Genomic DNA, 24767 nt, shown 5'->3' on the forward strand with positions numbered 1-24767 from the left:
GGAGCGAACAGAAAAAGAATCGTCGACGGCGCGTTGCCGTTTTCCGTGTTTGTTGTACATCGTATGGTCCTCCCGCGCCGTCGGCCGGCTTCTGATACCACGGGAGAAGCATTTATCGCGCCACACCCGGCTCGAAAGCCGTGCCGTAGACCTCGCCGGCCGCGTCCCGTAAGGCGTCGAGCACGACACAGGCCGCGGGAGAAAGGAGATGCGACTGGCGCGTGATGATACCGAATGTATCCATCCTGTACGGTAAATCGATCGGTATACGCTTCAGGACACCGTACTGTTGGTACTGACGCGCCACTTCTTCCGGTAAAACCGCCAACATGTCGCTTTGCAACAGTAAGCTCGAAATCGCCAGAAAATTGTTCGTATTCACGACGTTTTGCGGCGGATTCAGTCCAATGTGCGAAAACATCAGATCAAAGCGATGACGCAACACGCTGCCCGGCGGATGCAAAACCCAGCTTGCGTTGACGATTCCCCGTAGTGTCAAACCTGTCTCATTTTCGAGAGGATGCCCGGGGCGTGCGACCACGCACAGCGGTTCGTCGGCGAGCGGTTCGTAGCTGACTTCCGCCTTGAACTGGTTCTGCCGCTCCAGAACGCGGCCAATCATGATGTCCAGCTCACCTTCGGCGAGCCGCGGCAGCATGACATCCGAGGTTTCCACTTCGGCCCAGATCTGCAACTGCGGGTAGCGCTCTTTCACGCGGGAGATCGCGCGCGGCACCATCGTCGCGGCGGCCGCCGCGATCACGCCGATCCGCACCTGCCCCGCCAGACCGGCGCGCAACGCCGAAATCTCGTCGTGCGCGTGGCTCAGATTCGACAGCACCATGCGTGCGTGGCGAATCATCACCTCGCCATACAGCGTGGCGCGCATGCCGTGCGGCGTGCGGTCGAACAGGCTGACCTCCAGCATGTCCTCCAACTCCTTCAGCAAACGCGACGCCGCCGGCTGGGTCATGCCGAGCATGTCGGCGGCTCGCCGGACGTTGCCCTCCTCTTCCATAGCCGCGAGCAACTGCAATTGCCGCGTCTTCAGGCGCGCGCGGACGAACCAGTTCGAGTAGTTACGCGTCATGGCTTGTCTCCCAGACTTCCCGACGATTGGCACAAAACGGCTCAACGCCTTTCGCCGGCTCGTGAGCGCCGAGCAAGGCTTCATGATGCCATACCGGAATTGGTATCGGGTTGGCCTAAAAAGGGATTGGAAAGTTATCGGAGCCGCTCATACCATTCGTGGACTTTCTGAGCCGTTCCGCTTCGCCCCGCTGCCCATAAATCAAATCAACGCAGCACTACAACTTCAGGAGACAACCATGACCCGCAAGCTTCGTCGTTTGACGCTATCCGCGCTCGCCGCCGCCGCGCTCGCCGCGCCCTTCGCCGCCCAGTTTTCCGCGCACGCGGACCAGCCGCTCAAGGTCGGCTTCCTAGTGAAGATGCCGGAACAGGCGTGGTTCATCAACGAGCAGAAAGCGGCCTCCGCGCTCGGTCAGAAAGATGGCTTCTCGGTCGTCAACATCGGCACGCCCGACGGCGAAAAAGTGCTCGCCGCGATCGACAACCTCGGTGCGCAAGGCGCGAGCGGCTTCGTGATCTGCGCACCCGACGTGCGCCTTGGCCCTGCGATTCAGGCCCGCGCGAAGCGCTACAACATGAAGTTCGTCACCGTCGACGATCAACTCGTCGACTCCACCGGCAAGCCGTTGCCGAACGTGCCGCATCTGGGCATGTCCGCGCTCAAGATCGGCAATCAGGTCGGTCAGGCGATCAGCGACGAAATGAAACGCCGCGGCTGGAAACCCGAAGAAGTCGGCGCGCTGCGCATCACGAACTACGAACTGCCGACCGCGAAGCTGCGCACCGATGGCGCGACGCAATCGCTGCTGGCCGGCGGCTTCAAGAAGGAAAACATCTTCGACGCCCCGCAGAAAACGACCGATGACGAAGGCGGTTTCAACGCTTCGTCGCCGGTGCTGGCGCAGCATCCGACCATCAAGAAGTGGGTGATCTTCGCGCTCAACGAGGAGAGCGTGCTGGGCGGCGTGCGCGCGACCGAGCAGTTGCATATTCCGGCGGCGGATGTGATCGGCGTCGGCATCAACGGCGCGGGCGAAGCGTTCGCGGAATTCCAGAAGAAAGAACCGACGGGCTTCTACGGCACGATCGCCGTGAGTTCGACGATGCACGGCAAGGAGAGCACGGAGAACCTCGTCGAGTGGATCAAGGACGGCAAGCAGCCGCCCGCCGATACGCAGACCACCGGCAAGCTGATGGTGCGCGGCAACTGGCAGGACGTGCGTAAAGAACTCGGCATTTAAGCGGGATTCGCGTTCGCACGCGGCGGGCCGTCTCTTGCGGATTCACGCGAGCGCGGCCTGCACCGGTTGTCTATCAGTTCGAGGTTTCGAGGTTTTCGATGACGGCTTCACCCAGTGAGTCTTACCTTGGCGAGACGGCGCTGCCGACGCAAGCGCCCTCGCCCGCAACGGCATTTGCGTCGTCGCGTCCTTATCTGCGACTCGACGGCATCACCGTGCGCTTTCCCGGCGTGCTCGCACTCGACCAGGTTTCACTCGAAGTACGACGCGGCGAAGTGCATGGCTTGATGGGCGAAAACGGCGCCGGCAAATCGACGCTGCTCAAGGTGCTCTCCGGTGTGAATCAACCCGCTGCGGGCACGTTGTCGCTCGACGGCGTCGAGCAGCAATTCACCACGACGAAAGCGGCGATCGCGGCAGGCGTCGCGATCATCTATCAGGAACTGCATCTGGTGCCGGAGTTGACCGTTGCGGAAAACCTGATGCTCGGCGCACTGCCTAACCGTTTCGGCGTGCTCGACGAAAAGGCGCTGGTGGCGCGCGCGGTGCGTGAACTCGAACGGCTCGGCGAGAAGATCGATCCGTCGCAACAGGTGAAGAATCTCTCGATCGGCCAGCGGCAAATGATCGAGATCGGCAAGGCGTTGATGCGCGACGCGCGCGTGATCGCGTTCGACGAGCCGACCAGTTCGCTGTCTTCGCGCGAAACCACGCAACTGTTCCGGATCATTCGCGCCTTGAAGGCCGAAGGCCGCGCGATTATCTACGTCACGCATCGCATGGATGAGGTCTACGAGCTATGCGATCGCGTGACGGTGTTCCGCGACGGACGCCGCATCGATACGTTCGACGCTGGCGAAGGACTCGATCGCGATCGTCTGATCAGTTGCATGGTGGGCCGCTCGATTGCCGACGTGTACGGCTACCGCTCACGCGAACTCGGCGACGTGCAACTCGACGTCAAAGGATTGATGGGACGCGGCCTGCGTGAGCCGGCTTCGTTCTCCGCGCGCCGCGGTGAAATCGTCGGCTTTTTCGGCCTGGTCGGCGCGGGACGTTCCGAGTTGATGAAGCTGATCTACGGCGCGGTCAAACCGACAGCCGGCGACATCACGCTCAAGGGAAAAGCGGTGCGCTTCGCCACACCACGCGACGCAGTGCGCGCCGGTGTCGCGCTGTGTCCGGAAGACCGCAAGCAGGAAGGCATCGTTTCGATCGCGTCGGTGTCGGACAACCTCAACATCAGTTGCCGCCGTCACTTCAGCCGCTTCAACGTGCTCAACGGCCGCAAGGAAGCGCAGACCGCAAAAACCTTCATCGGCAAGCTCGCGATCAAGACGCGTAACGGCGACACGCCGATCGGCACGCTGTCCGGCGGCAATCAGCAGAAGGTGATTCTGTCGCGCTGGCTTGCCGAAGAGATCGACGTGTTTCTGATGGACGAACCCACACGCGGTATCGACGTCGGCGCGCGCAGTGAAATCTACGGCTTGCTGTATGGACTCGCCGAAGCGGGCCGCACGGTGATCGTCGTGTCGAGCGATCTCGCCGAAGTGATCGGCGTGGCGGATCGCGTGATCGTGATGAAGGAAGGCCGCATTGTCGGCGATCTGCCGAAGGCGCAGGCCACGCCGGACGCATTGATCAAGCTCGCGTTGCCGCGCTAACGGCAACCGGCCGCACCGCACCCGGCGAAACAAAGTAGGCGCATCGCGCCATTGAAACGGAACACACATCATGCAGACACCTTCAACCGACACCTCGACCGCCCCCGTCGTCGCCTCAGGTCTCAGCGCGCGCGCCGCGCGCACCTGGGATCTGATCAACAAGTCCGGCATCGTGATGGTGTTCGTGATTCTGTTCGCGGTGCTGTCGTTCACGGTGCCGGATTTTCTGAGCTCGCGAAACATTCAGGGCCTGCTGCTCTCCGTCACGCTGATCGGTTCGATCTCCGTGACGATGATGTTCGTGCTCGCGCTCGGCGAAGTGGATCTGTCGGTGGCGTCGATCGTCGCGTTCGCGGGCGTGGTGGCGTCCACGCTGATCACCGCGACGCATAGCGTGACGCTCGGCATTGCGGTCGGCGTGCTCGCGGGTGGCGCGGTCGGGCTGGTGAACGGCGTGCTGGTCGCGCGCTTCAAGATCAACTCGCTGATCGTCACGCTTGCGATGATGGAAGTCGTGCGCGGCCTCGCCTACATCACCTCGAACGGCGACGCGGTGATGATCTCCGAAGAACGTTTCTTCGACCTGGGCGGCGGTGCGTTCCTCGGTATTTCGTACCCGATCTGGAGCAACATCGTCGGCTTCGTCCTGTTCGGATTTTTGCTGAAGAAAACCGTATTCGGCAAGAACGTGCTGGCGGTCGGCGGCAATAGCGAGGCAGCCTTGCTGGCGGGCTTGCCGGTCACGCGGATCAAGATCACAGTGTTTGTATTGCAAGGCCTCGTGACGGGTTTTGCGGGCGTGATGCTGGCGTCGCGCATGAGTCTGGGCGATCCGAAAACTTCGGTCGGGCTCGAACTGGGTGTGATTTCCGCCTGCGTGCTTGGCGGCGTATCGCTGACGGGCGGCGTCGCGACGATTTCCGGTGTGCTGGTCGGCGTGCTGATCATGGGTTCGGTGCAGGACGCCATGAGCCTGATGAACGTGCCGACCTTTTATCAGTACCTGATTCGCGGCGGGATTCTGCTGCTCGCGGTGCTGTTCGATCAGTTCCGCCGCAGCAAGCGCGTGCACTGACGCACGCCCTGCTCCCCCTCTTTGCCAACAGGAGATTTCATGGCTGATTCGAACCAGACTAAAAAGCCGCTGCGCAGCCAGGCGTGGTTCGGCCTCAAGGACCGCGATGGTTTTCTGCATCGCTCGTGGATGAAAAACCAGGGCATTCCGCACGACGAGTTCGACGGGCGTCCGGTGATCGGCATCTGCAACACGTGGTCCGAACTGACGCCGTGCAACGCGCACTTTCGCGAGCTCGCGGAGTACGTGAAAAAAGGCGTGCACGAAGCGGGCGGCCTGCCGCTCGAGTTTCCGGTGATGTCGCTCGGCGAGACCAATTTGCGGCCCACGGCGATGCTGTTTCGCAACCTCGCTTCAATGGACGTCGAGGAGTCGATTCGCGGCAATCCGATGGACGGCGTGATTCTGCTGGTCGGCTGCGATAAGACCACGCCCGCTCTGCTGATGGGCGCCGCGTCGTGCAATCTGCCGGCGCTGGCGGTGTCCGGTGGGCCGATGCTCAACGGCCGGTTTCGCGGCAAGCATATCGGTTCGGGCACGGGCGTCTGGCAGATGTCGGAGGAAGTACGCGCCGGCTCGATGACGCAGGAAGAATTCACCGAAGCCGAGTCGTGCATGAACCGCTCGCGTGGTCACTGCATGACGATGGGCACGGCGTCGACGATGGCGTCGATGGTCGAATCGCTCGGCATGGGCTTGCCGCACAACGCGGCGATTCCCGCCGTCGACGCGCGCCGTCAGGTGCTCGCGCATCTGGCGGGCCGGCGGATCGTCGACATGGTCCGCGAGGATCTGACCATGGACAAGATCCTCACACGCCAGGCGTTCGAAAACGCGATTCGCACGAACGCGGCGATCGGCGGCTCGACCAATGCCGTCGTGCATCTGATCGCGCTGGCCAAGCGGATTGGCGTGGAGTTGTCGCTGGAGGATTGGGAGCTGGGATCGAACGTGCCGTGTCTGGTGAATCTGCAACCGTCGGGTGAATATCTGATGGAAGATTTTTACTACGCGGGCGGTTTGCCGGCGGTGTTGAAGCAACTCGGCGAACAAGGCCTGTTGCATCGTGAAGCGCTGACTGTCAACGGTAAAACGATCTGGGACAACGTGCGCAACGCGCCGAATCACGACGAGAAAGTCATCACCACGTTCGCCGAGCCGTTCAAGCCGAAGGCGGGCATCGCCGTGCTCAAGGGCAACCTCGCGCCGAATGGCGCGGTGATCAAGCCGTCGGCGGCGACGGCGGAGTTGCTCAAGCATCGCGGCCGCGCGGTCGTATTCGAGAACATCGAGGAACTGCACGCGAAGATCGACGACGAGTCTCTCGATATCGACGAGCATTGCATCATGGTGCTCAAGGGCGCGGGCCCGAAGGGCTATCCGGGTTTCGCGGAAGTCGGCAACATGCCGCTGCCGAAAAAAGTGCTGCAAAAAGGCATCACGGACATGGTGCGGATTTCCGACGGCCGCATGAGCGGCACGGCCTACGGCGCGGTGGTGCTGCACGTGTCGCCGGAAGCGGCCGCGGGCGGCCCGCTCGCGTTCGTGCAAACCGGCGACATGATCGAACTGGACGTCGAAGCACGCCGTCTGCACCTGGACGTCTCCGACGACGAACTCGCCCGCCGGCGCGCCGTATGGCAGCCGCCGGAGCCACCCAAACGCGGCTATTACAAGCTGTATGTCGAGCATGTGTTGCAAGCGGATCAGGGCGCGGACCTGGACTTCCTCGTCGGCTCGAGCGGCGCGGCGGTGCCGCGCGATTCGCATTGATCGCTGCGCTGAATGACGCGTTGACTCAAGAATGGATTGATTGAACCTGCGCTTTGCGAGAAGGCGTACTGCCGATGCGGGCCGATAGGCCGCATCGGCTTTTTTGTCCGCGTCCGCTTCAGTTCGGCGTCAAAGCGTTAACCCGTAAAAAACGCCACGCACAAAATAAAATCGGCCGGGCACATAATGCCCGGCCGATCTATTACTCACAGGTCCACCGCCTCCGGCTTTTAACAGTCAGAGAATCTAATTGTCCGACACAACAACTCATTCCGGCGTGATGCCGGAATGACGGCGTTCAGCTTATTTTCAGTTTATTGTTTAATAAAGCGATCGTTTGCCCAGAGGCCTTCCGTATCGCTATTGCCGGAATTCACGAACTCGACGTCGTGGCCGACTACGCGCACCACGCGGAAGCTCGAATTTTCCGGCGTCGAAACGCATTGATATCCGGAGAAGAATTCCTGCATTTTCTGCTGTTCGCCGGCCTGGGCATGCACATCGGCGGCGTCGAGTTTATCTTTCGACAGACAGCCGTACGCATTGGCTTTGAACTGAATGGTTTGCTGCGGCTTGATCATGACGTCTTGCGCCTGAACAGTCGCGGCAGCCAATCCCGCAATGGCGAAAACAAGGGCGATTCGCGTTTTCATATTTTCCTCCGGTGCGGGCCGGGAATACTCTGGTTAGCTATGTATTTAACTTTAACGTCCCACCCGCAACTTGCACTTTAGGAGAATGGCGAAGAACAACAAGCACATCTTGTGTGCGGTCGCAACAGTGGCGAATTGTCGCACCATGCGCCATGGCTGCTTAAACATTGAGCAGCCGCTTAAATGGTTGGAATGGCGGTGGATAACTGACAGGTAAGCAGGGCACGCCGCTTTAACCAGTAAAGCTTTGCGGCGCGTATCGGCGTAAACGAGTAGCACCAATTAAGCGATTTACTACATTTAATTCGCGCACTTGGTGCATTGCACACAAAGTCATTCAGACGATCAATGAAAAATCGCGAAATAACGGTGTACGTGCAGAAGATAAACAATGCCAGGCTGGGTCGCCGGTGCGCGTCAGCGACATCCGGCAACCCTCGCGCGCTCACTTTTCGCGCTGCTTCGACGCGAAAAACTCCGCCTGGAACAGGCACATGCGTAACGCGTTGTGGTAGCTGCCGTTGCCGAAAAACTCCTCGATCAACTCGGCCTCGTGGCGGAAGCCGCACTTTTCGTAGACGTGGATCGCCGCGGTATTCGACTTGTCCACAATCAGGTAGACCTTGCGCAGATTCAGCACCGAAAACGCATAGTCGATCGCGAGTTGAGTCGCGACGGTCGCGTAGCCGCGGCCCTGAGCGTGAGGCGCGATGATGATCTGGAACTCGCCGCGCCGGTGAATATAGTCCAGCTCGATCAACTCGACGACGCCGACGGTCTGCCCTTCGTTGTCGATCGCGACGAAGCGGCGCTCGCGCAGATCGTGCACGTGCTGGTCGTACAGTTGGGTCAGTTCGGAGAAGGTTTCGTACGGCTCCTCGAACCAGTAACGCATGATCTTCGCGTTGTTGTTGACTTCGTGCACGAAGCGCAGATCGGTGCGCTCGAGTGGGCGCAAGGTGAGGTCGTTGCTGCGTTCGGTGGTCATGAGATTCCCCTTGGAATTATTGGTTTAGGCGCGCGAGGCCGGTGACGGCGCATCAAGCGCGCGCTAGTTAGTCAGGGCGCGTAGCCGGGAGTTCGTAAAGCGTGCCAGCGCGGTGCGACACAGGCACGCGGCGAACCGAGGCGCCGCGCGGGTTTGGCGCGGGCGGGGCGTCGCGTTGTCGCAGGTGGCCTGCCGCGTGTTTATGCTTGGCGCGACACCGTTCGGGCACATGCGGTGCTCTACAATGAAATCATGCTCCTGCGATCGGAGGCCACCGTGATCGAGCACTTGATTCTGGGCGTTTTTCTGGTGATTCCGCTGCTTATCGTCGCGTTTCTTTTCTCCGACGAATTGTGGCAAGAACACCGCCATCTGCACGAGATGCGACCCGCGCACGTTAAACCGCGGCGCATCGACTGGCGGCATCCGTTGCGCCGCACGCGGCATCGGCTTTAACGCGCGGGCTTTGACTGGCCGCTGATCCTCCTGGGTGCTGCACAGCACGAATCGACGGTGCCGTTTTAGAATGACGGCCCGTTGAACAGGAGGTGTTGTGCGCAAACTGATGTCTTTGATGCTGCTGGCGGCCACCGCCGCGGCCTTCGTGCCGGCGGCTGCCGAGGCGCATTCCCATTCCCGGGTGGTGTGCAAACGCGTGTGGGTGCATGGTCGGCTGGTGAAGCGCTGCCGTCGCGTGCCGCCGCCGCATCATTACCCCCATCATCGTCGGCCGCCGCCGCATCATGGCCCGGCGCCGTATCACCGTTGATGCATCACGAACCCGCCGCGCGCGGGTTTTTTTATGCAGGGCGCCCGAGACCGGCAGCACGGCGCGTGCAAATACGTGCCGCCAATAAAAAAGCCTGCCGTTTCGGGCAGGCTGAAAAAGAGATCCACACTCAATGCCTTGCGGGTACACAAGGCAGAGATAAGTCTAACTTGTGAACGCGCGCCGCTGGTTTCACCGGCTTTTACAGTTATTACGGCGCAATACGCGGCGTTCAGCTTCGAGCGATGCTTCAGGCCGCCTCAATCGGCACGCCAATGAGCGCGAATCCGTTGGGCGAGGGCTTCGAGCGTATCCGCGTCGGCGACCTCGCGCGCGTGCATGCGCAGCGGCTGGCCGTCCCAGCGCGGAATCACGTGAAAGTGCACATGCGGCACCGTTTGACCGGCCGCCTCGCCATTGAACTGGCCGATAAACACGCCGTCGGGCCGCAAGGCCGCGCGCACGGCGATTGCCAGCTTCTGCGTCATGCGCATGCAGGCCACCGTCGACGCATCCGACAGCTCGAAAATCTCCGCGACCGCCTCTTTCGGCACCACCAGCAAATGGCCGTCCGCTTGCGGCATCAGATCCATGAAGGCCAGCGCCGTGCTGGTTTCCGCGACTTTGATGCAGGGTAGTTCGCCACGCAGAATCCTCGCGAAGGGATTGCTGTTGTCGTAGTTCATCACGCTTCCTTTCCTGGGTTGCAGGGACAGTTCGAGGGATGCCGCATTCGCCTCTATTGTCCGCCTCGACTGTTACAGCGCGCGGGCCGCGCGCTTGATTGCCTGCGGTGGTTGGCCATATGCCCGCAGAAAGGCGCGCCGCATTCGTTCGGTGTCGACGAAACCGGTGTCGACGGCGACGGCTTCCATTGAATGGCGGCCGGCCTCCAGCATGGCGCGCGCGGCCTCCACACGCAACGCTTCAATCGCTTTGGCGGGCGATTGACGGGTTTCGTCGCGAAACGCGCGGCTGAATTGCCGCGGGCTCAGATGCGCGACGTCGGCGAGTTGTTCGACCGTCAACGGCTCGCGCAGATGGTTCTTGGCATACGACAGCGCGCTCTGGATGCGATCGGATTTCGGCTCGAGATCGAGCATGGCCGAAAACTGCGACTGGCCGCCGGTGCGCCGGTGATACACCACGAGCTTCCTGGCGATCGCGCGCGACACCGCCGTGCCAAGATCGTTTTCAACCAGCGCCAGACAAAGATCGATGCACGCCGTCATGCCGGCGGACGTCCACACGGAACCGTCGACGATAAAAATGCGGTCGTCGTCGACCCGCGCGCCGGGAAAGCGCCGTTGCAGCTCGCCCGCATAGGCCCAGTGCGTGGTGGCATGGCGGCCGTCGAGAATCCCGGCCTCCGCCAGCACGAAGGCGCCGGTGCAGATGCTGGTGGTGCGGCGCGACGCAGCGAGCGCGTCGTTCAGAAACGCCAGCATGCCGGGCGACGACGGCGCGATCTCCATGGCGCCTGTCACGACCACCGTGTCGTAGGTGGGATCGCCGAATGGTCGCGAGACGACCTCGACGCCGGACGAGCTGCGCACCGTGCCGCCGAGTTCGGAAATCACCTCGACCTGATATTCGGGCTGCCCAGCCACCAGGTTAGCCAGTTCGAACACCGAGATCGCGACCATATCGAGGATCTGGAAGCCCGGAAAAACCACCACGCCGACGTGTCTCATTGCGATGTCCTAAAACGAGGTAATTACGACATTTGAGACGAAAGACTACGCGTCTAGACTTGCCTCGTCAACCTGCAGTGCGCGATGAAAACGGCACGGCAGCGGCGGTTTCCGGTTCTTTCCCTTCATCTGATATCTGACAGGGCACAGGCGCAAAGCGCCGCGCCCGCAAGGAGCGCTTCAAATGGCAACGCAAGCAGGCAACAAAGGAACGGCATTGGTGACGGGCGCATCGTCGGGCATCGGCGCGGTGTATGCGGATCGCCTCGCGCGGCGCGGTTACGACCTGATCCTCGTCGCCCGGGATGTCGCCCGGCTGAACGGCCTGGCCGACCGTCTGAAGCAGGCCACCGGTCGCAGCGTCGAGACCATCGGCGCGGATCTGACCGTGAAGGCCGATACGCGCCGCATCGAAGACCGGCTGCGCGTGGACCAGAACATCACGATGCTGGTCAACAACGCGGGCGTCGGCGCGACGGCGTCGCTGATCGATTCCGATGTCGACTCGCTCGAGCAGATGATCGAGCTGAACGTGACCGCGCTCACGCGGTTGACGGCGGCGGCCGTGCCGGGTTTCGTCGCGCGCGGCAAAGGGATTCTGATCAATGTGTCGTCGGTCGTGGCGTTGTCGCCGGAGATGTTGAACGGCACGTATAGCGGTACCAAGGCCTATGTCCTGAATCTGACGCAGTCGCTGCAGCACGAAGTGGGCGACAAGGGCGTGCAGTTGCAGGCGGTCTTGCCGGGCGCGACCAGCACGGCGTTCTGGGACCGTGCCGGACTCGCGGTCGAGCATTTGCCCGCGCAGATCGTCATGACCGCCGAAGACATGGTGGACGCGGCGCTCGCCGGTCTGGACCAGGGCGAACTCGTGACGATTCCGTCGTTGCCGGACGCCGCGGATTGGGAGCGTTTCAACACCGCGCGCCAGCATTTGCAGCCGAATCTGTCGCACAAGCTGCCGGCCGCTCGTTACGCGAGCGCCAAGGCGGCTTGAAGAAGGCTGTACGGCGCGGCGCCCTAGCGCCAATCCGTCGCCACGTCGTCGGGATCGACCAGCGTCAATCCCGACGACGGCAACGGCAACGCCGTCTTATAGCGCACCTGCTTGAGTGCAAAGCTCGAACGGATATTGGAAATACCCGGAATCTTCGTCAAATGATCGACGATGAAGCGCTCGAGCGTCTGCATATCCGGCATCACGACGCGCAACAGATAATCGGCGTCGCCCGTCATCAGATAACACTCCATCACCTCGGGGCGCTCCGAAATTGCCTGCTCGAAACGCTGCAGCGCGTCTTCCACCTGCTTTTCCAGACTCACCTGAATAAACACGTTGATGCGCAGCCCGAGCCGTTCCGGATTGAGCAGCGTGACCTGCTGCTTGAACAGGCCCAGCTTTTCGAGCGCGCGTACGCGGTTGAAGCACGGCGTCGGCGACAGATTCACCGAGCGCGCCAGATCCGCATTGGTGATGCGCGCGTTCTGCTGCAACTGGCTCAGGATGCCGATGTCGATACGGTCGAGCCGGCGGGGTGGCGTCGTCATAGATGAAATATTCCGTGTGGGCGGCGAATTTCGGAATAAATAGCCTATCGCAGCGGACGATCACAAGCAATTCAGACGCTCATTTTGCGACCTCATGGTTACCATTGACTCACTCGATCTTGAGCCGAACGCGTCGATTGCGGGAGTGGTGCCATGACGGATTTGTCCAACGGTAATGAGCAGGTGCGGGCGTTGAATGTGCAGCAAGTCGGCGGCGCGGAGCAGGCGGACGACGATCCGCAGGAAACCGCCGAATGGCTCGACGCACTCGATGCGGTGGTCGAACACGTCGGTCGCGACCGCGCGCAGTTTCTGTTCGACAAGCTGGCGAGCCACGCGCTGTCGCTCGGTGTCGAATCGGCACGCACCAACGTCACGCCGTATCAGAACACGATCCGGTTTGAGCAACAGCCGCGCTATCCGGGCAACCTCGAACTCGAGGAACGGCTCGCCGCCGCCTTGCGCTGGAACGCACTCGCCATGGTGGTGCGCGCGAACAAGGCCTACGGTGAACTCGGCGGTCATATCGCGAGTTATGCGTCGGCGGCGGATCTGTTCGAAGTCGGCTTCAACCATTTTTTCCGCGCGGCGGCGCCGGGCGGAGAGGCGGGCACTGGCGACCTCGTGTACTTCCAGCCGCATTCGTCGCCGGGCGTGTACGCGCGGGCTTACCTCGAAGGCTTTCTGTCCGAAGAGAACCTGCAGCATTACCGGCGCGAGATCGGCGGCCCGGGTTTGTGTTCGTATCCGCATCCGTGGCTAATGCCGGACTTCTGGCAGTTCCCGACCGGCTCGATGGGCATCGGCCCGATCAACGCGATTTACCAGGCGCGCTTCATGCGCTACCTGGCCAACCGTGGCCTCGCGCAAACCGACGGCCGCAAGGTGTGGGGCTTCTTCGGCGACGGCGAGATGGACGAGCCGGAATCGACCGGCGCGCTCTCGCTCGCCGCGCGCGAGGGGCTCGACAATCTGGTGTTCGTGATCAACTGCAACCTGCAGCGTCTCGACGGCCCGGTGCGCAGCAACGGCCGCATCGTCGACGAACTGGAGGCGCATTTCATCGGCGCCGGCTGGAACGTGATCAAGGTGCTGTGGGGCTCGGACTGGGACGCATTGTTCTCGCGCGACCGCACCGGCGCCTTGCTGCGCGCGTTCGCGCAAACCGTCGACGGTCAGTTCCAGACCTTCTCGGCGAACGACGGCGCGTACAACCGCGAGCGCTTCTTCGGCCAGAACCCGGAGTTGGCTGCGCTCGCCGCGCAATTGAGCGACGACGATATCGACCGTTTACGACGCGGCGGTCACGACGTGCGCAAACTGCACGCGGCCTATGCGAAGGCGTTGGGCCATCAAGGCCAGCCGACGGTGATCCTCGCGAAGACGATGAAGGGCTTCGGCATGGGCACCGCGGGGCAGGGCCGCATGACCACGCATCAACAGAAGAAACTCGATTTCGATGACCTGAAGGCGTTTCGCGACCGTTTCCGCCTGCCGCTGACGGACCACGACGTCGAACAGGTGAAGTTTTACCAACCCGCAGCGGACAGCCCGGAAATGCAGTACCTGCATGCTCGCCGGGCGGCTCTTGGAGGCTATCTGCCCAGAAGGCGGAGAGTCGCATCGACGGGGCTGATCGTCCCGCCGGTGTCCTCCTGGGGGCAATTCGCGCTGGAGTCGAACGGCCGCGAGATGTCCACGACCATGGCGCTGGTGCGCATGCTGACCGCGCTGCTGAAGGACAAGGAAGTTGGCCAGCGCGTCGTGCCGATCGTCGCCGACGAGGCGCGCACCTTCGGCATGGCGAACATGTTCCGGCAGGTCGGCATCTATTCGCCGCTCGGGCAGTTGTACGAGCCGGAAGACCTCGGCTCGATGCTGTACTACCGCGAGGACACGCAAGGCCAGATTCTCGAGGAAGGCATTTCGGAGGCGGGCGCGGTGTCGTCGTGGGTCGCGGCGGCGACGTCGTACAGCGTGCACGATCTGCCGATGCTGCCGTTCTACATCTACTACTCGATGTTCGGTTTCCAGCGCATCGGCGATCTGATCTGGGCGGCGGCCGATCAACGCGCGAGAGGTTTTCTGATCGGCGCGACCTCGGGCAAGACGACGCTCGGCGGCGAAGGTTTGCAGCATCAGGACGGGTCGAGTCATCTGGCGGCATCGACGATTCCGAATTGCCGCGCGTACGATCCGGCGTTCGCGTACGAGCTTGCCGCGATCGTCGACAAGGGCATGCGCGAGATGGTCGAGGCACAGCGCGACGTGTTCTATTACGTCACCGTGATGAACGAAAACTACCCGCAGCCTTCGGTGCCGGATAGCGATTGGACGACGCTGAGGGAAGGGATTCTGAAGGGCATCTACGCGCTGGGCGCTCAGCAGGAAAGTGCCGCGAACGCCAGGGTGCAGTTACTCGGCGCGGGCGCGATTCTCGGCGAAGTGATCGCGGCGCAGCAGATGTTGAAGGACGACTGGCAGATCGACGCCGCCGTGTGGAGCGTGACGAGCTTCACCGAGTTGCAGCGCGACGGGATGGCGGCGGAGCGGCTTGCGCGTCTCGGCGGCGGCACCGATACCGATGCAGACACGCCCTACGTCACGCAAGCGCTCGCCGCATCGCAAGGTCCGATCATCGCCGCAACGGACTACGTGCGCGCGGTGCCCGAACTGATTCGCGCCTACGTGCCGCGCCGCTACGTGACGCTCGGCACCGATGGATTCGGCCGCAGCGATACGCGCCAGGCGCTGCGCGAATTCTTCGAAGTGGACCGCCGCTCCATCGTGATAGCCGCGCTCAAAGCGTTGGTGGACGAGGGCGCCATCGAGGCCACGGTACTCGCCGAAGCGCGCGCCCGCTATCGGGGTGACGCAGCGCCCGGCGCCGCGTCCTGGCAACGCTGAACGATCAGTCGCTCACCGCGACCTGATTCTTCCCGTCCCGCTTGGCGCGATACAGGCCGATGTCGGCGGCTTCGATCAGCTTGGTCACCGGCTCGGCCGCTGACGGCACCAGCGTCGCCGCGCCGATGCTGATCGTCACCACGCCGCTCGCGGAGCCCGCATGCGGAATCATGAGCCCTTCGATCGCGATGCGGATCTTCTCGGCAAGCAGCCGCAAGCCGCCCGACGACGTGCCCGGCAGCACCACCGCGAACTCTTCGCCGCCGAAGCGCGCGGCGAGATCGGGCGAGCGTCCCAGGCAGGCTTCGACGGTTTGCGCGACGCGCTTCAGCACTTCGTCGCCAGCCACGTGGCCGTAGGTGTCGTTGTAGGCCTTGAAGTTATCCACATCGATCATCAGAAAGCCGAGGCCGGTTTTGTCGCGCATGGCGCGGCGCCATTCGGCGGCCAGATACTGATCGAGGTAACGGCGATTCGACAGCCCCGTCAACCCGTCCGAATGCGTGAGCCGCTGCAACTCCAGATTGGTCGCGAGCAACTGCTGTTGCGACTGGCGCAGCGCCTGATACGCCTCGTCGCGTTGCAGCAGGTTCAGATACGAGCGCGAGTGATAACGAATCCGCGCGATCAACTCGATGCGGTCCGGCAGCTTCACCAGATAGTCGTTGGCGCCGGCAGCGAATGCCGCGCTTTTCACCAGCGGCTCTTCCTTGGTCGACAGCATGATGATCGGAATGTCGCGCGTGGCCGGATTCTGGCGGTACTGACGCACCAGCGTGAGGCCGTCGGTGCCCGGCATCACCAGGTCTTGCAGGATCACGGTGGCGCGCGTTTCGTCGGCGCAGCGCACCGCCTCTTCGGGCGACGCGCAGTAATGGAAATCGACGCTCGACTCGCCGGCCAGCGCCAGCCGGATCGCTTCGGCGATGATCGCCTGGTCGTCGACCAGCAACACCATGATCGGGCATTCGGCAGCCGGCGGATTACCGAGGATGCGGGCCAACGCGTCGTCAACGGCGAGATTGGGGGCGTCCTCCGCTTCCAACGCTTGCGCCTGCGCGTTCGCGTCGTCTTCTGCGAGGTCCTGCGCGGCGGCGTTCCGATGCGGTTTAGGAGTGTCCATGATGTTCAGCCAGAATGAATGTCAGTGAATCGAAACGTGCTCAGATGCGGTCGCGCGGACAGTGTGCGCCAATCACGCGCTGATCGCAGCCGCGAGTGCAGTAGCAATCCTCGGTAAAGGCAGAATCCTGACGGCGGCGTCGAGCGCGGCCGCCGCTTTCGGCATGCCGTACACGGCGCACGTCGCCTCGTCCTGCGCGATCGTGTGATAGCCCTTGGTGCGCATTGCCTTGAGACCGATTGCGCCGTCGCGACCCATACCAGTCAGCAGCACGCCGACCGCGCGCGCCGGCCAGCGTGCCACCACGCTGTGAAAAAACACGTCGACGGACGGGCGGTACGGCGTTTCTTCCGGCACCCGCGTGTAGCCGAGCACGTTCGGCAACTTGAGGTGCAGGTGATCGTCGGTGGCGGCGAGCAGCACGAGGCCCGCTTGCGGCCGGTCGCCTTCGCGGGCGATCCGCACCGGCAACGCCGATTGCTGGTTCAGCCAGTCGGCCATGCCGGCCGCGAACGCCGCGTCAACGTGCTGCACGATCACGGTCGCCGCCGGAAAATCTTTCGGCAGACCGGCGAGCAAGGTTGCGAGCGCGGCGGGACCGCCCGCCGATGCGCCGATCGCCACCAGCGGCGTATCGCTGTTCGTCGCGCTGACGGGTGTGCCGGCAGCCGCCGCGCCGGGTGCGATGCGCTCCTTGACCAGCGCGCCGATGCGGTCGATTTTCGCGATCAGCGTGGCGATGCTTTTGTGCGCGTCGGGCCCGCTCAGCGACGGCGTATCGACGGCGTCGAGGGCGCCCGCGCCCATCGCTTCATAGACGCGCCACGCGTTCGCGCCGACGTCGACGGTCACGATCAGGATCGCGCACGGCGCACGCGCCATGATGCGGCGCGTAGCTTCGATGCCGTCGACGTTCGGCATCACCAGGTCCATCAGCACGATGTCGGGCCGCTGCGCGGTGCAGAAATCGACCGCCTGCTGTCCGTCTTGCGCGACCCATAGCACGTCGTAGTCGTGGCGCGCCGCGAGTGCGCGGCGCAGCGCCTCGATGGCGAGCGGCATGTCGTTGACGATTCCGATTTTCATCCGTTTTACCCCCGGGCTTAGCCGTAAGCTTCGCCAATCAGATCACGCACCGCATCGAGTAGTGCTTCGTCGTGAAAACTGCCTTTCGCCAGATAGTAGTCGGCGCCGGCGTTCAGGCCGGCGCGACGGTCTTCTTCGCGATCTTTATACGAAACGATCATCACCGGCAGCGACTGCAACTGCGGATCGCGCTTGATCAGCGTGACCAGTTCGATGCCGTCCATGCGCGGCATGTCGATGTCGGTAATGACGAGGTCGAAGCGTTCGCCGCGCACGGCGTTCCAGCCGTCCATGCCGTCGACGGCGATCGTCACGTCGTAGCCGCGCGTGGCCAGCAGCTTGCGTTCGAGTTCGCGCACGGTGAGCGAGTCGTCGACCACCAGCACGCGGCGGGTCGTGCGCTGTGCGGCCGGCGCGACACCGTGTTGCGTGTGCCTCAGATCGCCGCCCGCGACGAGCCGTTCGACCGAACGCAACCAGTCGTCGACGTCGGCGATCAGCACCGGGTCGCCGTTTTCCATCAACGCGCCGGCGGTGATATTGCGGACCTTGCCGAGACGCGGGTCGAGCGGCTGCACCACCAGCATCCGCTCGCCGAGAAAACGGTCGACCACCACGCCGTACGTGTGCGGACCGTCGCCGATCACGATCATGCTGACGGCGTCGCTTTGATCGGCGGGTGCGGCGGTGTCCAGAATCTGATGCGCGGTGACGACGCCGATGCGCCGGCCGGCGAAGGCGATGTGCTGATGGCCTTCGAGCAGTTCGATCTCCGCGCGGCTCACGTTCAGCGTGCGGTTCACGTGCGCGAGCGGCACCGCGTACGGCTCGCCTGCGACTTCGATCAACAGGCTGCGGATCACCGACAGCGTGAGCGGCAATTGCAGTTGCACGCGCGTGCCGAGGCCGGGTTCATGGGTGATGCGCACCGTGCCGCGCACGCGTTTGACGACGTCGTGCACCGCGTCGAGTCCGACGCCGCGGCCGGAGAGATCGGTTACCTGATCGCGCAGCGAAAAGCCGGGCAGCAGCAGGAATTCGAGCAGTTCGGCTTCGGACAGACGGGCGGCGGTTTCGTCGCTCGCCAGCTTCTTGCGCACGATCGACGCGCGCAACGCGTCGAGGTCGATGCCCGCGCCGTCGTCGGAGACTGTGATGAGCAGCGCGCCGGCGGTGTGGCGTGCGTCGAGCGTGAGCGTGCCTTCTTCCGGCTTGCCGCGCGCGAGGCGCACGGCGGGCGCTTCGATGCCGTGGTCGAGCGCGTTGCGCAGCATGTGGCCGAGCGGCGCTTCGAGCAGGTCGAGAATGTCGCGGTCCACCTGGGTCGATTCGCCGACGAGTTGCCAGCGCACCTTTTTGCCGAGCGAACGCGCGACGTCGCGCACCATCCGAGCGAGTCCGCCGGTGCCGTCGCCGAACGGACGCATCCGGCATTGCAGCGCGGCGTCGTAGAGCTGTTGCGACAAATGCGTCGAGCGACGGTCGAAGCTTTCGAGATCGGCCAGACGCTCGGCGAGCAGGTGCTGCGATTCGGCGGTGAGACGGCGCACTTCTTCGAGCGCGGCCTGGGCGCGTGGGTCGAGCTTGAGGTCGGCGAGCGTTTCGTGCAGTTGATCGAGCGCGCGGGTACCGTCGCGATGGACGCGTTTGATGCGCAGCATCGATTGCGCGAAGGGTTTCAGCCAGCGCGATTCGACCAGCGATTCGCCGGACAGCGACAGCAGGCGGTCGAGGTTGTCGGCACGTACGCGCAGCATGCGGCCGGATTCGGTGGTGGTGGCGCTCGCGTTGCTCGCCGAGGGCGCTGCGGGCTGCGCGGGAATTGCGTTACCGGCGATGGTCGAGGCGGGCGCTGAAGGCAGCAGCGGGGAGGCTGTGGGATCTGCGGGTGCGCTCGCAGATGCGGAGACGTTCGCAGGCGCAGGCGCGGAGGCAGTCGACTTCGCTTCAGCTCGCAGCGCTTCGGCTAGCAGGTTGAAGGCGGCGTCGGGGTCGAATGCTGGGGGGGCGTCGGCGGGTGCGGGTGATGGCGTCGTTGTGCTCGGTGCGGCTGCGGAAGGAGTGGCAGACGTAGCGGGCGTAGAACCGTAAGCGGCCATGGAGCCGGAAGCCGACGTCAGTGCCGAGTCAGCACCCAACGCAAACCCACTCCGCGTCGCTGCCCCATGCGGCAGCACACTCGCCATCCGCGCATGCAATGCCGCCACGCAGGTGCCGACCTCATCGCGGGCCGATTCATCCTCGTCATTGCCGATGCGCGCGATGATATCCACGCCGCGCAGCAACTCGTCGATCCACACCGCGTCGAGCAATGCGCGCCCTTCCTGCGCCGCGACGAAACACTCCTCCATCTCGTGCGCGAGTTCGACGCCGACCTGCACGCCGACAATCCGCGCTGCACCCTTCAGCGAATGCGCGGCTCGCATGCAGGCTTCGAGCGCGGCGGCGTCGCGTGGCGCACGGTCGAGCGCGAGCAGGCCGTCGTTCAGCACGCGTGCCTGGGTCCGCGCTTCTTCGCGGAAAAGATCGATCAGCGACGGGCGGCGCGGGTCGTCCGTCATCCGAGACTCCGGTTCAATGTATCGAATAACGCGTCGGCGTCGAGCAGACCGACGCTCATGCCGCGCCACGGCGCGACCGCGCGCGTATGCGCGGCGGCCGCTTGCGACAGCGTGGCGGGCGGCGGGCAAAAACTGTCGAGCGCGAACCGGTGCACGCCGTCCACCTGGTCGACCGGCAACACCGCATGTTCTTCGCCGCGCGTGACCACCAGCAGGCGCGGCAGTTCGTGCCGCGCGCGGTCGTCGCGGTCGTTGCGCTTATCGCGCTTGTCTTGCGCAGCGCCGCCGGCGTCGAAACCGAGCAGATGCGCGAGCGACAAACACACCAGCAACTCGCCCTGCACATTCACCACGCCCAGCACCGCGCGATGTTGCCGATGCGGCAACGTATGAATCGGCCGCGTCTGCACGATGCGCTTGAAGATCGGCGTGGGCAGCGCCAGCCATTCGTCACCGATACGAAAGACGAGGAAGGATTCGCTCGCGTTTTGTCCTTCGTGTTTTTGATGTGTCTGCGCCGGCACGCGCGCTTCATGCAGCGCGAGATCCACGCGCGGAATCGGCCGCTCCAGCAGTCTGGCCGCGGCCGCTTCGAACACCGGGCAATTCAGGCAACGCACATAGTCGTCGAGACGCTCGCACGACGAATCGCCGCGCACGCCGATGCGGTTCCAGCAATCGTCGAAGCCGATCGTCTGCGTATCAGCCACGTGGCGCTCCCTGTGTGCGCGACGCGCGTTGCATCAGCAGACGCGCGCCATTGCGGTCGCCTTCAAGTTCGAGCAATGTCGCCAGATGGGCGAGTGCTTCCGTGTGCTGCGGATCGAGATAGAGCGCCTTGCGATAGTGGCCGCGCGCGAGGTTTGTTTCGCCGTTGGCGTCGGCCAATACGCCGAGCAGATAAAACGCGTCGGCGTGCGGCGCGTGTTGCTCCAGATAAACGTTGATCGCCGTGGCGGCTTCCGCGAGACGGCCGGCATCGGCGAGCGCGTGCGCGGCGTCCAGACTGTCGCGGGCGGCGTTGGTCGGCGCGGTGACGGTGGGCGGCAGCACGTTGTGCGTTGGCGACGAAGTCATCGGCGATTGTCGCGCTGGCAACGATCCGGCATGAAGCGACGCGGACGGCATTGCCTCGTTGAGCGGCGTGGTGGACCCGGCAGTGATGCCGTTAAACGGTGCGCTCTGTGCCGCCCCGTTGATCGATGCGCGCGCAACCGGATCGGGCCACGCGAACGGCTCCGCCGAGAACACTTGCAAGGGAGCGAGCGCGGGCACCGGCGCGTGCGTCATGGCGAGTGCGGCGGCGGTGGCGAGCGGCGCGGTATGCCAACCGTTCAACTGCGTTTCGCCCGGCGCCGCGCGATGGAAGGCGAACGCGAGCGGAATCTTCGCGGACTGCATGCCGTAACGCATCAGCAGCCCGGTTTCCGCCGGACCGACGAACAGCGTGCCGTTTTCGGCGAGCACCTGATTGAGCGCGTGCAACGCGGTTTGCTGCGCGTCACGGTCGAAGTAGATCAGCACGTTGCGGCAGAACACGAAGTCGTAGACGCCCAGCGCTGCGGCGTCGAGTTGCATCAGATTGGCGCGCGAGAATCGCACCGTATCGACGATGCGCGGCGCGAGACGCCAGCCGTCTTCGGTGCGTGTGAAGTGCGCGTCGCGAAACGGAAACGCGTTGCCGCGAAACGAATTGCGGCCGTAGTGTGCACGCTGCGCAACGGCGAGCGAACGTTCGCTGATATCCATCGCGTCGATACGTAACTGCGCGGCGTCGATGCCCGCGTCGAGCAACGTCATCGCGATCGTGTACGGTTCTTCGCCGGTTGAACACGGCAGGCTCAGAATGCGCAGCGGCAGCGCGGCGCCGCGTTCGTATAAGCGCTCGTGCGCGAGCCGCGCGAGTGCCTTGAACGCGTCGGCGTCGCGATAGAACCAGGTCTCCGGCACCACCACGGTTTCGATCAGCGCCTGCACGATGGCCGGCGACGCGAGCGCCGCGTTCCAGTAGTCGGCGAGCGTGGCGTCGGGGTGACCGTCCGCGTACCACGCCGCAGCGCGCTGGTCGACCGCGCGCTCGATCGCACTATGGCCGAGCGACGCCGCGTCGAGTCCCATGGCCCGGTGCAGGAGTTCCGCGAAGCGTCGGTACAGCGGCGCGTTGTCGTGATGCGCGTTCATGCGTGCGCCTCGGGAAACAGCAGCGCCTTGACGTCGTCGGGCAGCAGATGTTCGACGCGAATCCATTGCACCAGACCGCCGGCCTCGCTCGCGACCGGGCCGAGATAGCGCGCGTGCGGCAGGTCGATGCCGGCGTCGTGAAACGCGTCGGCGTCCAGACGCAAGGTGCGGGTTGCGCCTTCGAGCAGCAACGCGAGCAGGCGCACGGTGCCCGCGTACGGATAGCGCACCAGCACCACGCGCGTCGACATGAGCTGCGCGGCGGGACGACCGAGCGCGAGCGCCGGCAGATCGATCAGCGGCAGCGGCGTGCCCTCGTGGTCCAGCACGCCGGCTACCCATGACGGCGCGCCGGGGATCGTCTTCGGCGGCGACTGCGGCGTGAGCGGCATCAGACGCTCCACCTGCGTCGCGTCGATCACGTAGCGTTCGCTATCGAGCGTGAAGAGGATGAAGAGCATCGGCGTGGGTGGTGGCTGGACGGGAAGGGTGTCTGGCTTCGTGGCGCGGGCTGCCGCGCGTCAGGCCATGACCTTGAAGCGCGACACGCCGGTGCGCAGACTGTTGGCGACGTGCGTCAGATCGTCGATCGCCTGGGTCGACTGGCGCAGCGATTCCGCCGTTTGCTGCGCGGCCTCGGAAAGCTGCGTCAACGCCTGAGTGATCTGTTCGGCGCCGGTCGCCTGGGTCTGCATGCCTTCGTTGACCATCGAGAAGCGCGGCGCGAGTTGCTGCACCTGCTGGATGATCTGCGTGAGATGGCCGCCCACGTTCTGCACGTCGAGCATGCCGCGCCGCACTTCTTCGGAGAACTTGTCCATGCCCATCACACCCGCGGCCACGGCCGACTGGATCTCCTTGACCATCTGTTCGATGTCGTAAGTCGCGACCGCGGTCTGATCGGCGAGGCGGCGGATTTCGGTGGCCACGACCGCGAAACCGCGGCCGTATTCGCCGGCTTTTTCCGCTTCGATCGCCGCGTTCAGCGAGAGCAGGTTGGTCTGATCCGCGACCTTGGTGATGGTGGCGACGACCTGGTTGATGTTGCTGGCCTTCTCGTTGAGGATCGCGAGCTTCGCGTTGACCGAGCCGGCCGCTTCCATCACGAGGCGCATGGTTTCTTCCATGCGCGCGAGACCGGCGTGACCGGTGCCCGCGAGTGCCGCCGACTGGCCGGCTACTTCGGAGACTTCGTTCATGGTGCGCAGCAGATCGCGCGACGTCGCGAAAATCTCGCGCGAGGTTGCGCCGATCTCGGTGGTGGTGGCGGCGGTTTCGTTCGCGGTGGCCTGCTGTTCGCGCGAGGTCGCGGCGATTTCCGTGACCGAGGTGGTGACCTGCACCGCCGATTTCTGCGCCTGGCCGACCAGTGCGGTGATTTCGTCGGTCATGCGGTTGAAGCCCGTTTCGAGCGCGCCGATTTCGTCCGCGCGGTTCAGTTGCAGGCGTTGCGTCAGATCGCCCGTGCGCATGATGTCGACGACCTGCAGCACTTTGGCCATCGGCGTGGTGACCGCGCGCAGCAGCCAGTAGCCGGACAGCACGGCGACAGTCGCGGCGAGCAGCATCATCACGAGCAGCACGATGCGGGTCGCTTCGACCGAGCCGCGAATGCTTTCGGCGGACGCGTCGGCGTAACTCTTGTTGTTCTCGACCAGCTTGCGCACCGACAGCCGGCCGGTTTCCCAGATCGGTGTGAGTTGTGTGTTGAAGATGCGCGCGGCGTTGTCTTTCGAAGTTGGCAGGACGTTCAGCAACGACGCCTGGATCGGCACGTACTGCGCCTGCTGCTGGCGGAAATCGTTGAAGAGCTCATGGTCGACGTCGCGGAAGATGGTCGCGCTGTAGTCGTTGAGCAGCTTCTGCAGCGTCTGCTGGGTTTCCTGCAGACGCAAGCTATCGCGCTTGACGGAATCGGGGTCCGCGTCGATATAGATGAGGCGCTGCGTGACGGAGTAGTTCTCGAACCACGCCGCGCGCATGGCGGTGGCGTAGTAGAGGCCCGGCATGGAGTCCTGCTGCTGGCTCCTGGCGTTGCGGTCGATGCCGCCGAGCTGTTCGAAAGTGACGATCGCCATTGTCAGCATCACGATCAGCACGATCCCGAAGCTGCACAGAATCCGTTGCCGGATGGTCCATTGTTTCACGCGCACGCCCCTTACTTTGGCTTTGTCTCGAACCCGGTTGGTCGACGTGGGATGTCTCGGGTCGAGGGATCGGAAAGCTTTGCGGGCTGCCGGATTGATCCGACAGCTTGTGCGGCGAATTTTACATTGATCGGCGGATTGGGGGGCTGATCTCGTTGAGCGGTGGAACCCCTGGGAAACTGGTTTGCGACGCACGGCGCGCGGCGGTTACACGGGTAATGTCTAGTTACCACTTGCAGCATCTATTTCTGCCCGCGACCTC

21 protein-coding genes are annotated in these 24767 nt (G+C 63.7%); 8 read left to right on the forward strand and 13 right to left on the reverse strand.

Translation table 11 applies throughout. The annotated features are described in order from the left end of the window. Nucleotides 1-112: 112 nt before the first annotated feature. Nucleotides 113-1090, reverse strand: coding sequence for a LysR family transcriptional regulator (locus HWY05_RS16635; RefSeq protein ID WP_035554253.1), 978 nt, complete (start codon nucleotides 1088-1090; stop codon nucleotides 113-115). Between the two features lie 238 nt (nucleotides 1091-1328). On the opposite strand from HWY05_RS16635, the gene HWY05_RS16640 reads away from it, so the two are divergent. The 4 genes from HWY05_RS16640 (at nucleotide 1329) to HWY05_RS16655 (ending at nucleotide 6848) form a co-directional block, all read left to right on the forward strand. Next, complete coding sequence (locus HWY05_RS16640; RefSeq protein WP_035554252.1) at nucleotides 1329-2333, forward strand: arabinose ABC transporter substrate-binding protein; 1005 nt, start codon at nucleotides 1329-1331, stop codon at nucleotides 2331-2333. 98 nt (nucleotides 2334-2431) lie between these two features. After that, a complete protein-coding gene (gene araG, locus HWY05_RS16645) occupies nucleotides 2432-4000 on the forward strand; it encodes an L-arabinose ABC transporter ATP-binding protein AraG (protein ID WP_176058956.1) in 1569 nt (522 codons plus the stop codon). Nucleotides 4001-4070: 70 nt separating this feature from the next. Continuing rightward, nucleotides 4071-5075: an L-arabinose ABC transporter permease AraH gene (gene araH, locus HWY05_RS16650; RefSeq protein WP_176058957.1), complete on the forward strand. Its 1005-nt coding sequence runs from the start codon at nucleotides 4071-4073 to the stop codon at nucleotides 5073-5075. 39 nt (nucleotides 5076-5114) lie between these two features. Then, nucleotides 5115-6848, forward strand: coding sequence for an IlvD/Edd family dehydratase (locus HWY05_RS16655; protein WP_176058958.1), 1734 nt, complete (start codon nucleotides 5115-5117; stop codon nucleotides 6846-6848). 314 nt (nucleotides 6849-7162) lie between these two features. On the opposite strand, the gene HWY05_RS16660 is transcribed toward HWY05_RS16655, so the two are convergent. Together HWY05_RS16660 and speG are read right to left on the reverse strand one after the other, a co-directional pair. Continuing rightward, nucleotides 7163-7501 carry a hypothetical protein gene (locus HWY05_RS16660; RefSeq protein WP_035554244.1) on the reverse strand — a complete coding sequence of 113 codons (339 nt, stop codon included), beginning with the start codon at nucleotides 7499-7501 and terminating at the stop codon, nucleotides 7163-7165. A gap of 445 nt (nucleotides 7502-7946) precedes the next feature. Continuing rightward, nucleotides 7947-8489, reverse strand: a complete 543-nt coding sequence (gene speG, locus HWY05_RS16665; protein WP_105510208.1) for a spermidine N1-acetyltransferase — start codon at nucleotides 8487-8489, stop codon at nucleotides 7947-7949. A gap of 153 nt (nucleotides 8490-8642) precedes the next feature. Between speG and HWY05_RS38330 the strand changes: the two genes are divergently transcribed. After that, complete coding sequence (locus tag HWY05_RS38330) at nucleotides 8643-8945, forward strand: hypothetical protein (protein ID WP_244146621.1); 303 nt, start codon at nucleotides 8643-8645, stop codon at nucleotides 8943-8945. A 97-nt stretch (nucleotides 8946-9042) separates the two neighbouring features. Continuing rightward, nucleotides 9043-9258, forward strand: a complete 216-nt coding sequence (locus HWY05_RS38155; RefSeq protein ID WP_035554239.1) for a hypothetical protein — start codon at nucleotides 9043-9045, stop codon at nucleotides 9256-9258. 260 nt (nucleotides 9259-9518) lie between these two features. On the opposite strand, the gene HWY05_RS16675 is transcribed toward HWY05_RS38155, so the two are convergent. Together HWY05_RS16675 and HWY05_RS16680 are read right to left on the reverse strand one after the other, a co-directional pair. Then, nucleotides 9519-9944: an HIT family protein gene (locus HWY05_RS16675; protein WP_176058960.1), complete on the reverse strand. Its 426-nt coding sequence runs from the start codon at nucleotides 9942-9944 to the stop codon at nucleotides 9519-9521. 72 nt (nucleotides 9945-10016) lie between these two features. Further along, the gene (locus HWY05_RS16680; RefSeq protein ID WP_035554235.1) at nucleotides 10017-10952 is read right to left on the reverse strand and encodes a GlxA family transcriptional regulator; all 936 of its coding nucleotides are present in this window, start codon (nucleotides 10950-10952) and stop codon (nucleotides 10017-10019) included. A 184-nt stretch (nucleotides 10953-11136) separates the two neighbouring features. On the opposite strand from HWY05_RS16680, the gene HWY05_RS16685 reads away from it, so the two are divergent. Next, the gene (locus HWY05_RS16685) at nucleotides 11137-11949 is read left to right on the forward strand and encodes an SDR family oxidoreductase (RefSeq protein ID WP_176058961.1); all 813 of its coding nucleotides are present in this window, start codon (nucleotides 11137-11139) and stop codon (nucleotides 11947-11949) included. Between the two features lie 23 nt (nucleotides 11950-11972). On the opposite strand, the gene HWY05_RS16690 is transcribed toward HWY05_RS16685, so the two are convergent. Next, a complete protein-coding gene (locus tag HWY05_RS16690) occupies nucleotides 11973-12500 on the reverse strand; it encodes an Lrp/AsnC family transcriptional regulator (RefSeq protein ID WP_035554231.1) in 528 nt (175 codons plus the stop codon). Between the two features lie 153 nt (nucleotides 12501-12653). Here HWY05_RS16690 and mdeB point away from each other — a divergent pair, with 153 nt between their 5' ends. After that, the gene (mdeB, locus tag HWY05_RS16695; protein ID WP_176058962.1) at nucleotides 12654-15407 is read left to right on the forward strand and encodes an alpha-ketoglutarate dehydrogenase; all 2754 of its coding nucleotides are present in this window, start codon (nucleotides 12654-12656) and stop codon (nucleotides 15405-15407) included. A 4-nt stretch (nucleotides 15408-15411) separates the two neighbouring features. Here the strand turns inward: mdeB and HWY05_RS16700 are convergent, their stop codons facing one another. From HWY05_RS16700 to HWY05_RS16730, 7 genes are all read right to left on the reverse strand, one after another. Then, nucleotides 15412-16530, reverse strand: a complete 1119-nt coding sequence (locus HWY05_RS16700; protein WP_035554228.1) for a diguanylate cyclase — start codon at nucleotides 16528-16530, stop codon at nucleotides 15412-15414. Nucleotides 16531-16602: 72 nt separating this feature from the next. Continuing rightward, nucleotides 16603-17616 (reverse strand): chemotaxis response regulator protein-glutamate methylesterase, encoded by a 1014-nt coding sequence (locus HWY05_RS16705; protein WP_035554226.1) that lies wholly within the window; start codon nucleotides 17614-17616, stop codon nucleotides 16603-16605. A gap of 17 nt (nucleotides 17617-17633) precedes the next feature. Beyond that, nucleotides 17634-20177 (reverse strand): hybrid sensor histidine kinase/response regulator, encoded by a 2544-nt coding sequence (locus tag HWY05_RS16710; protein WP_176058963.1) that lies wholly within the window; start codon nucleotides 20175-20177, stop codon nucleotides 17634-17636. Continuing rightward, nucleotides 20174-20887 carry a chemotaxis protein CheW gene (locus HWY05_RS16715; protein ID WP_176058964.1) on the reverse strand — a complete coding sequence of 238 codons (714 nt, stop codon included), beginning with the start codon at nucleotides 20885-20887 and terminating at the stop codon, nucleotides 20174-20176. Before HWY05_RS16715 ends, HWY05_RS16710 begins: the two co-directional genes overlap by 4 nt. Further along, a complete protein-coding gene (locus HWY05_RS16720) occupies nucleotides 20880-22358 on the reverse strand; it encodes a CheR family methyltransferase (protein ID WP_176058965.1) in 1479 nt (492 codons plus the stop codon). Before HWY05_RS16720 ends, HWY05_RS16715 begins: the two co-directional genes overlap by 8 nt. Continuing rightward, on the reverse strand, nucleotides 22355-22819 hold the full coding sequence (locus HWY05_RS16725; RefSeq protein ID WP_035554220.1) for a chemotaxis protein CheW: 465 nt from the start codon (nucleotides 22817-22819) through the stop codon (nucleotides 22355-22357). Before HWY05_RS16725 ends, HWY05_RS16720 begins: the two co-directional genes overlap by 4 nt. 60 nt (nucleotides 22820-22879) lie before the next feature. Further along, nucleotides 22880-24505, reverse strand: coding sequence for a methyl-accepting chemotaxis protein (locus HWY05_RS16730; RefSeq protein WP_176058966.1), 1626 nt, complete (start codon nucleotides 24503-24505; stop codon nucleotides 22880-22882). Between the last annotated feature and the right edge of the window lie 262 nt (nucleotides 24506-24767).

This window comes from Paraburkholderia sp. BCC1876, assembly GCF_902833695.1.
Lineage (GTDB): Bacteria > Pseudomonadota > Gammaproteobacteria > Burkholderiales > Burkholderiaceae > Paraburkholderia.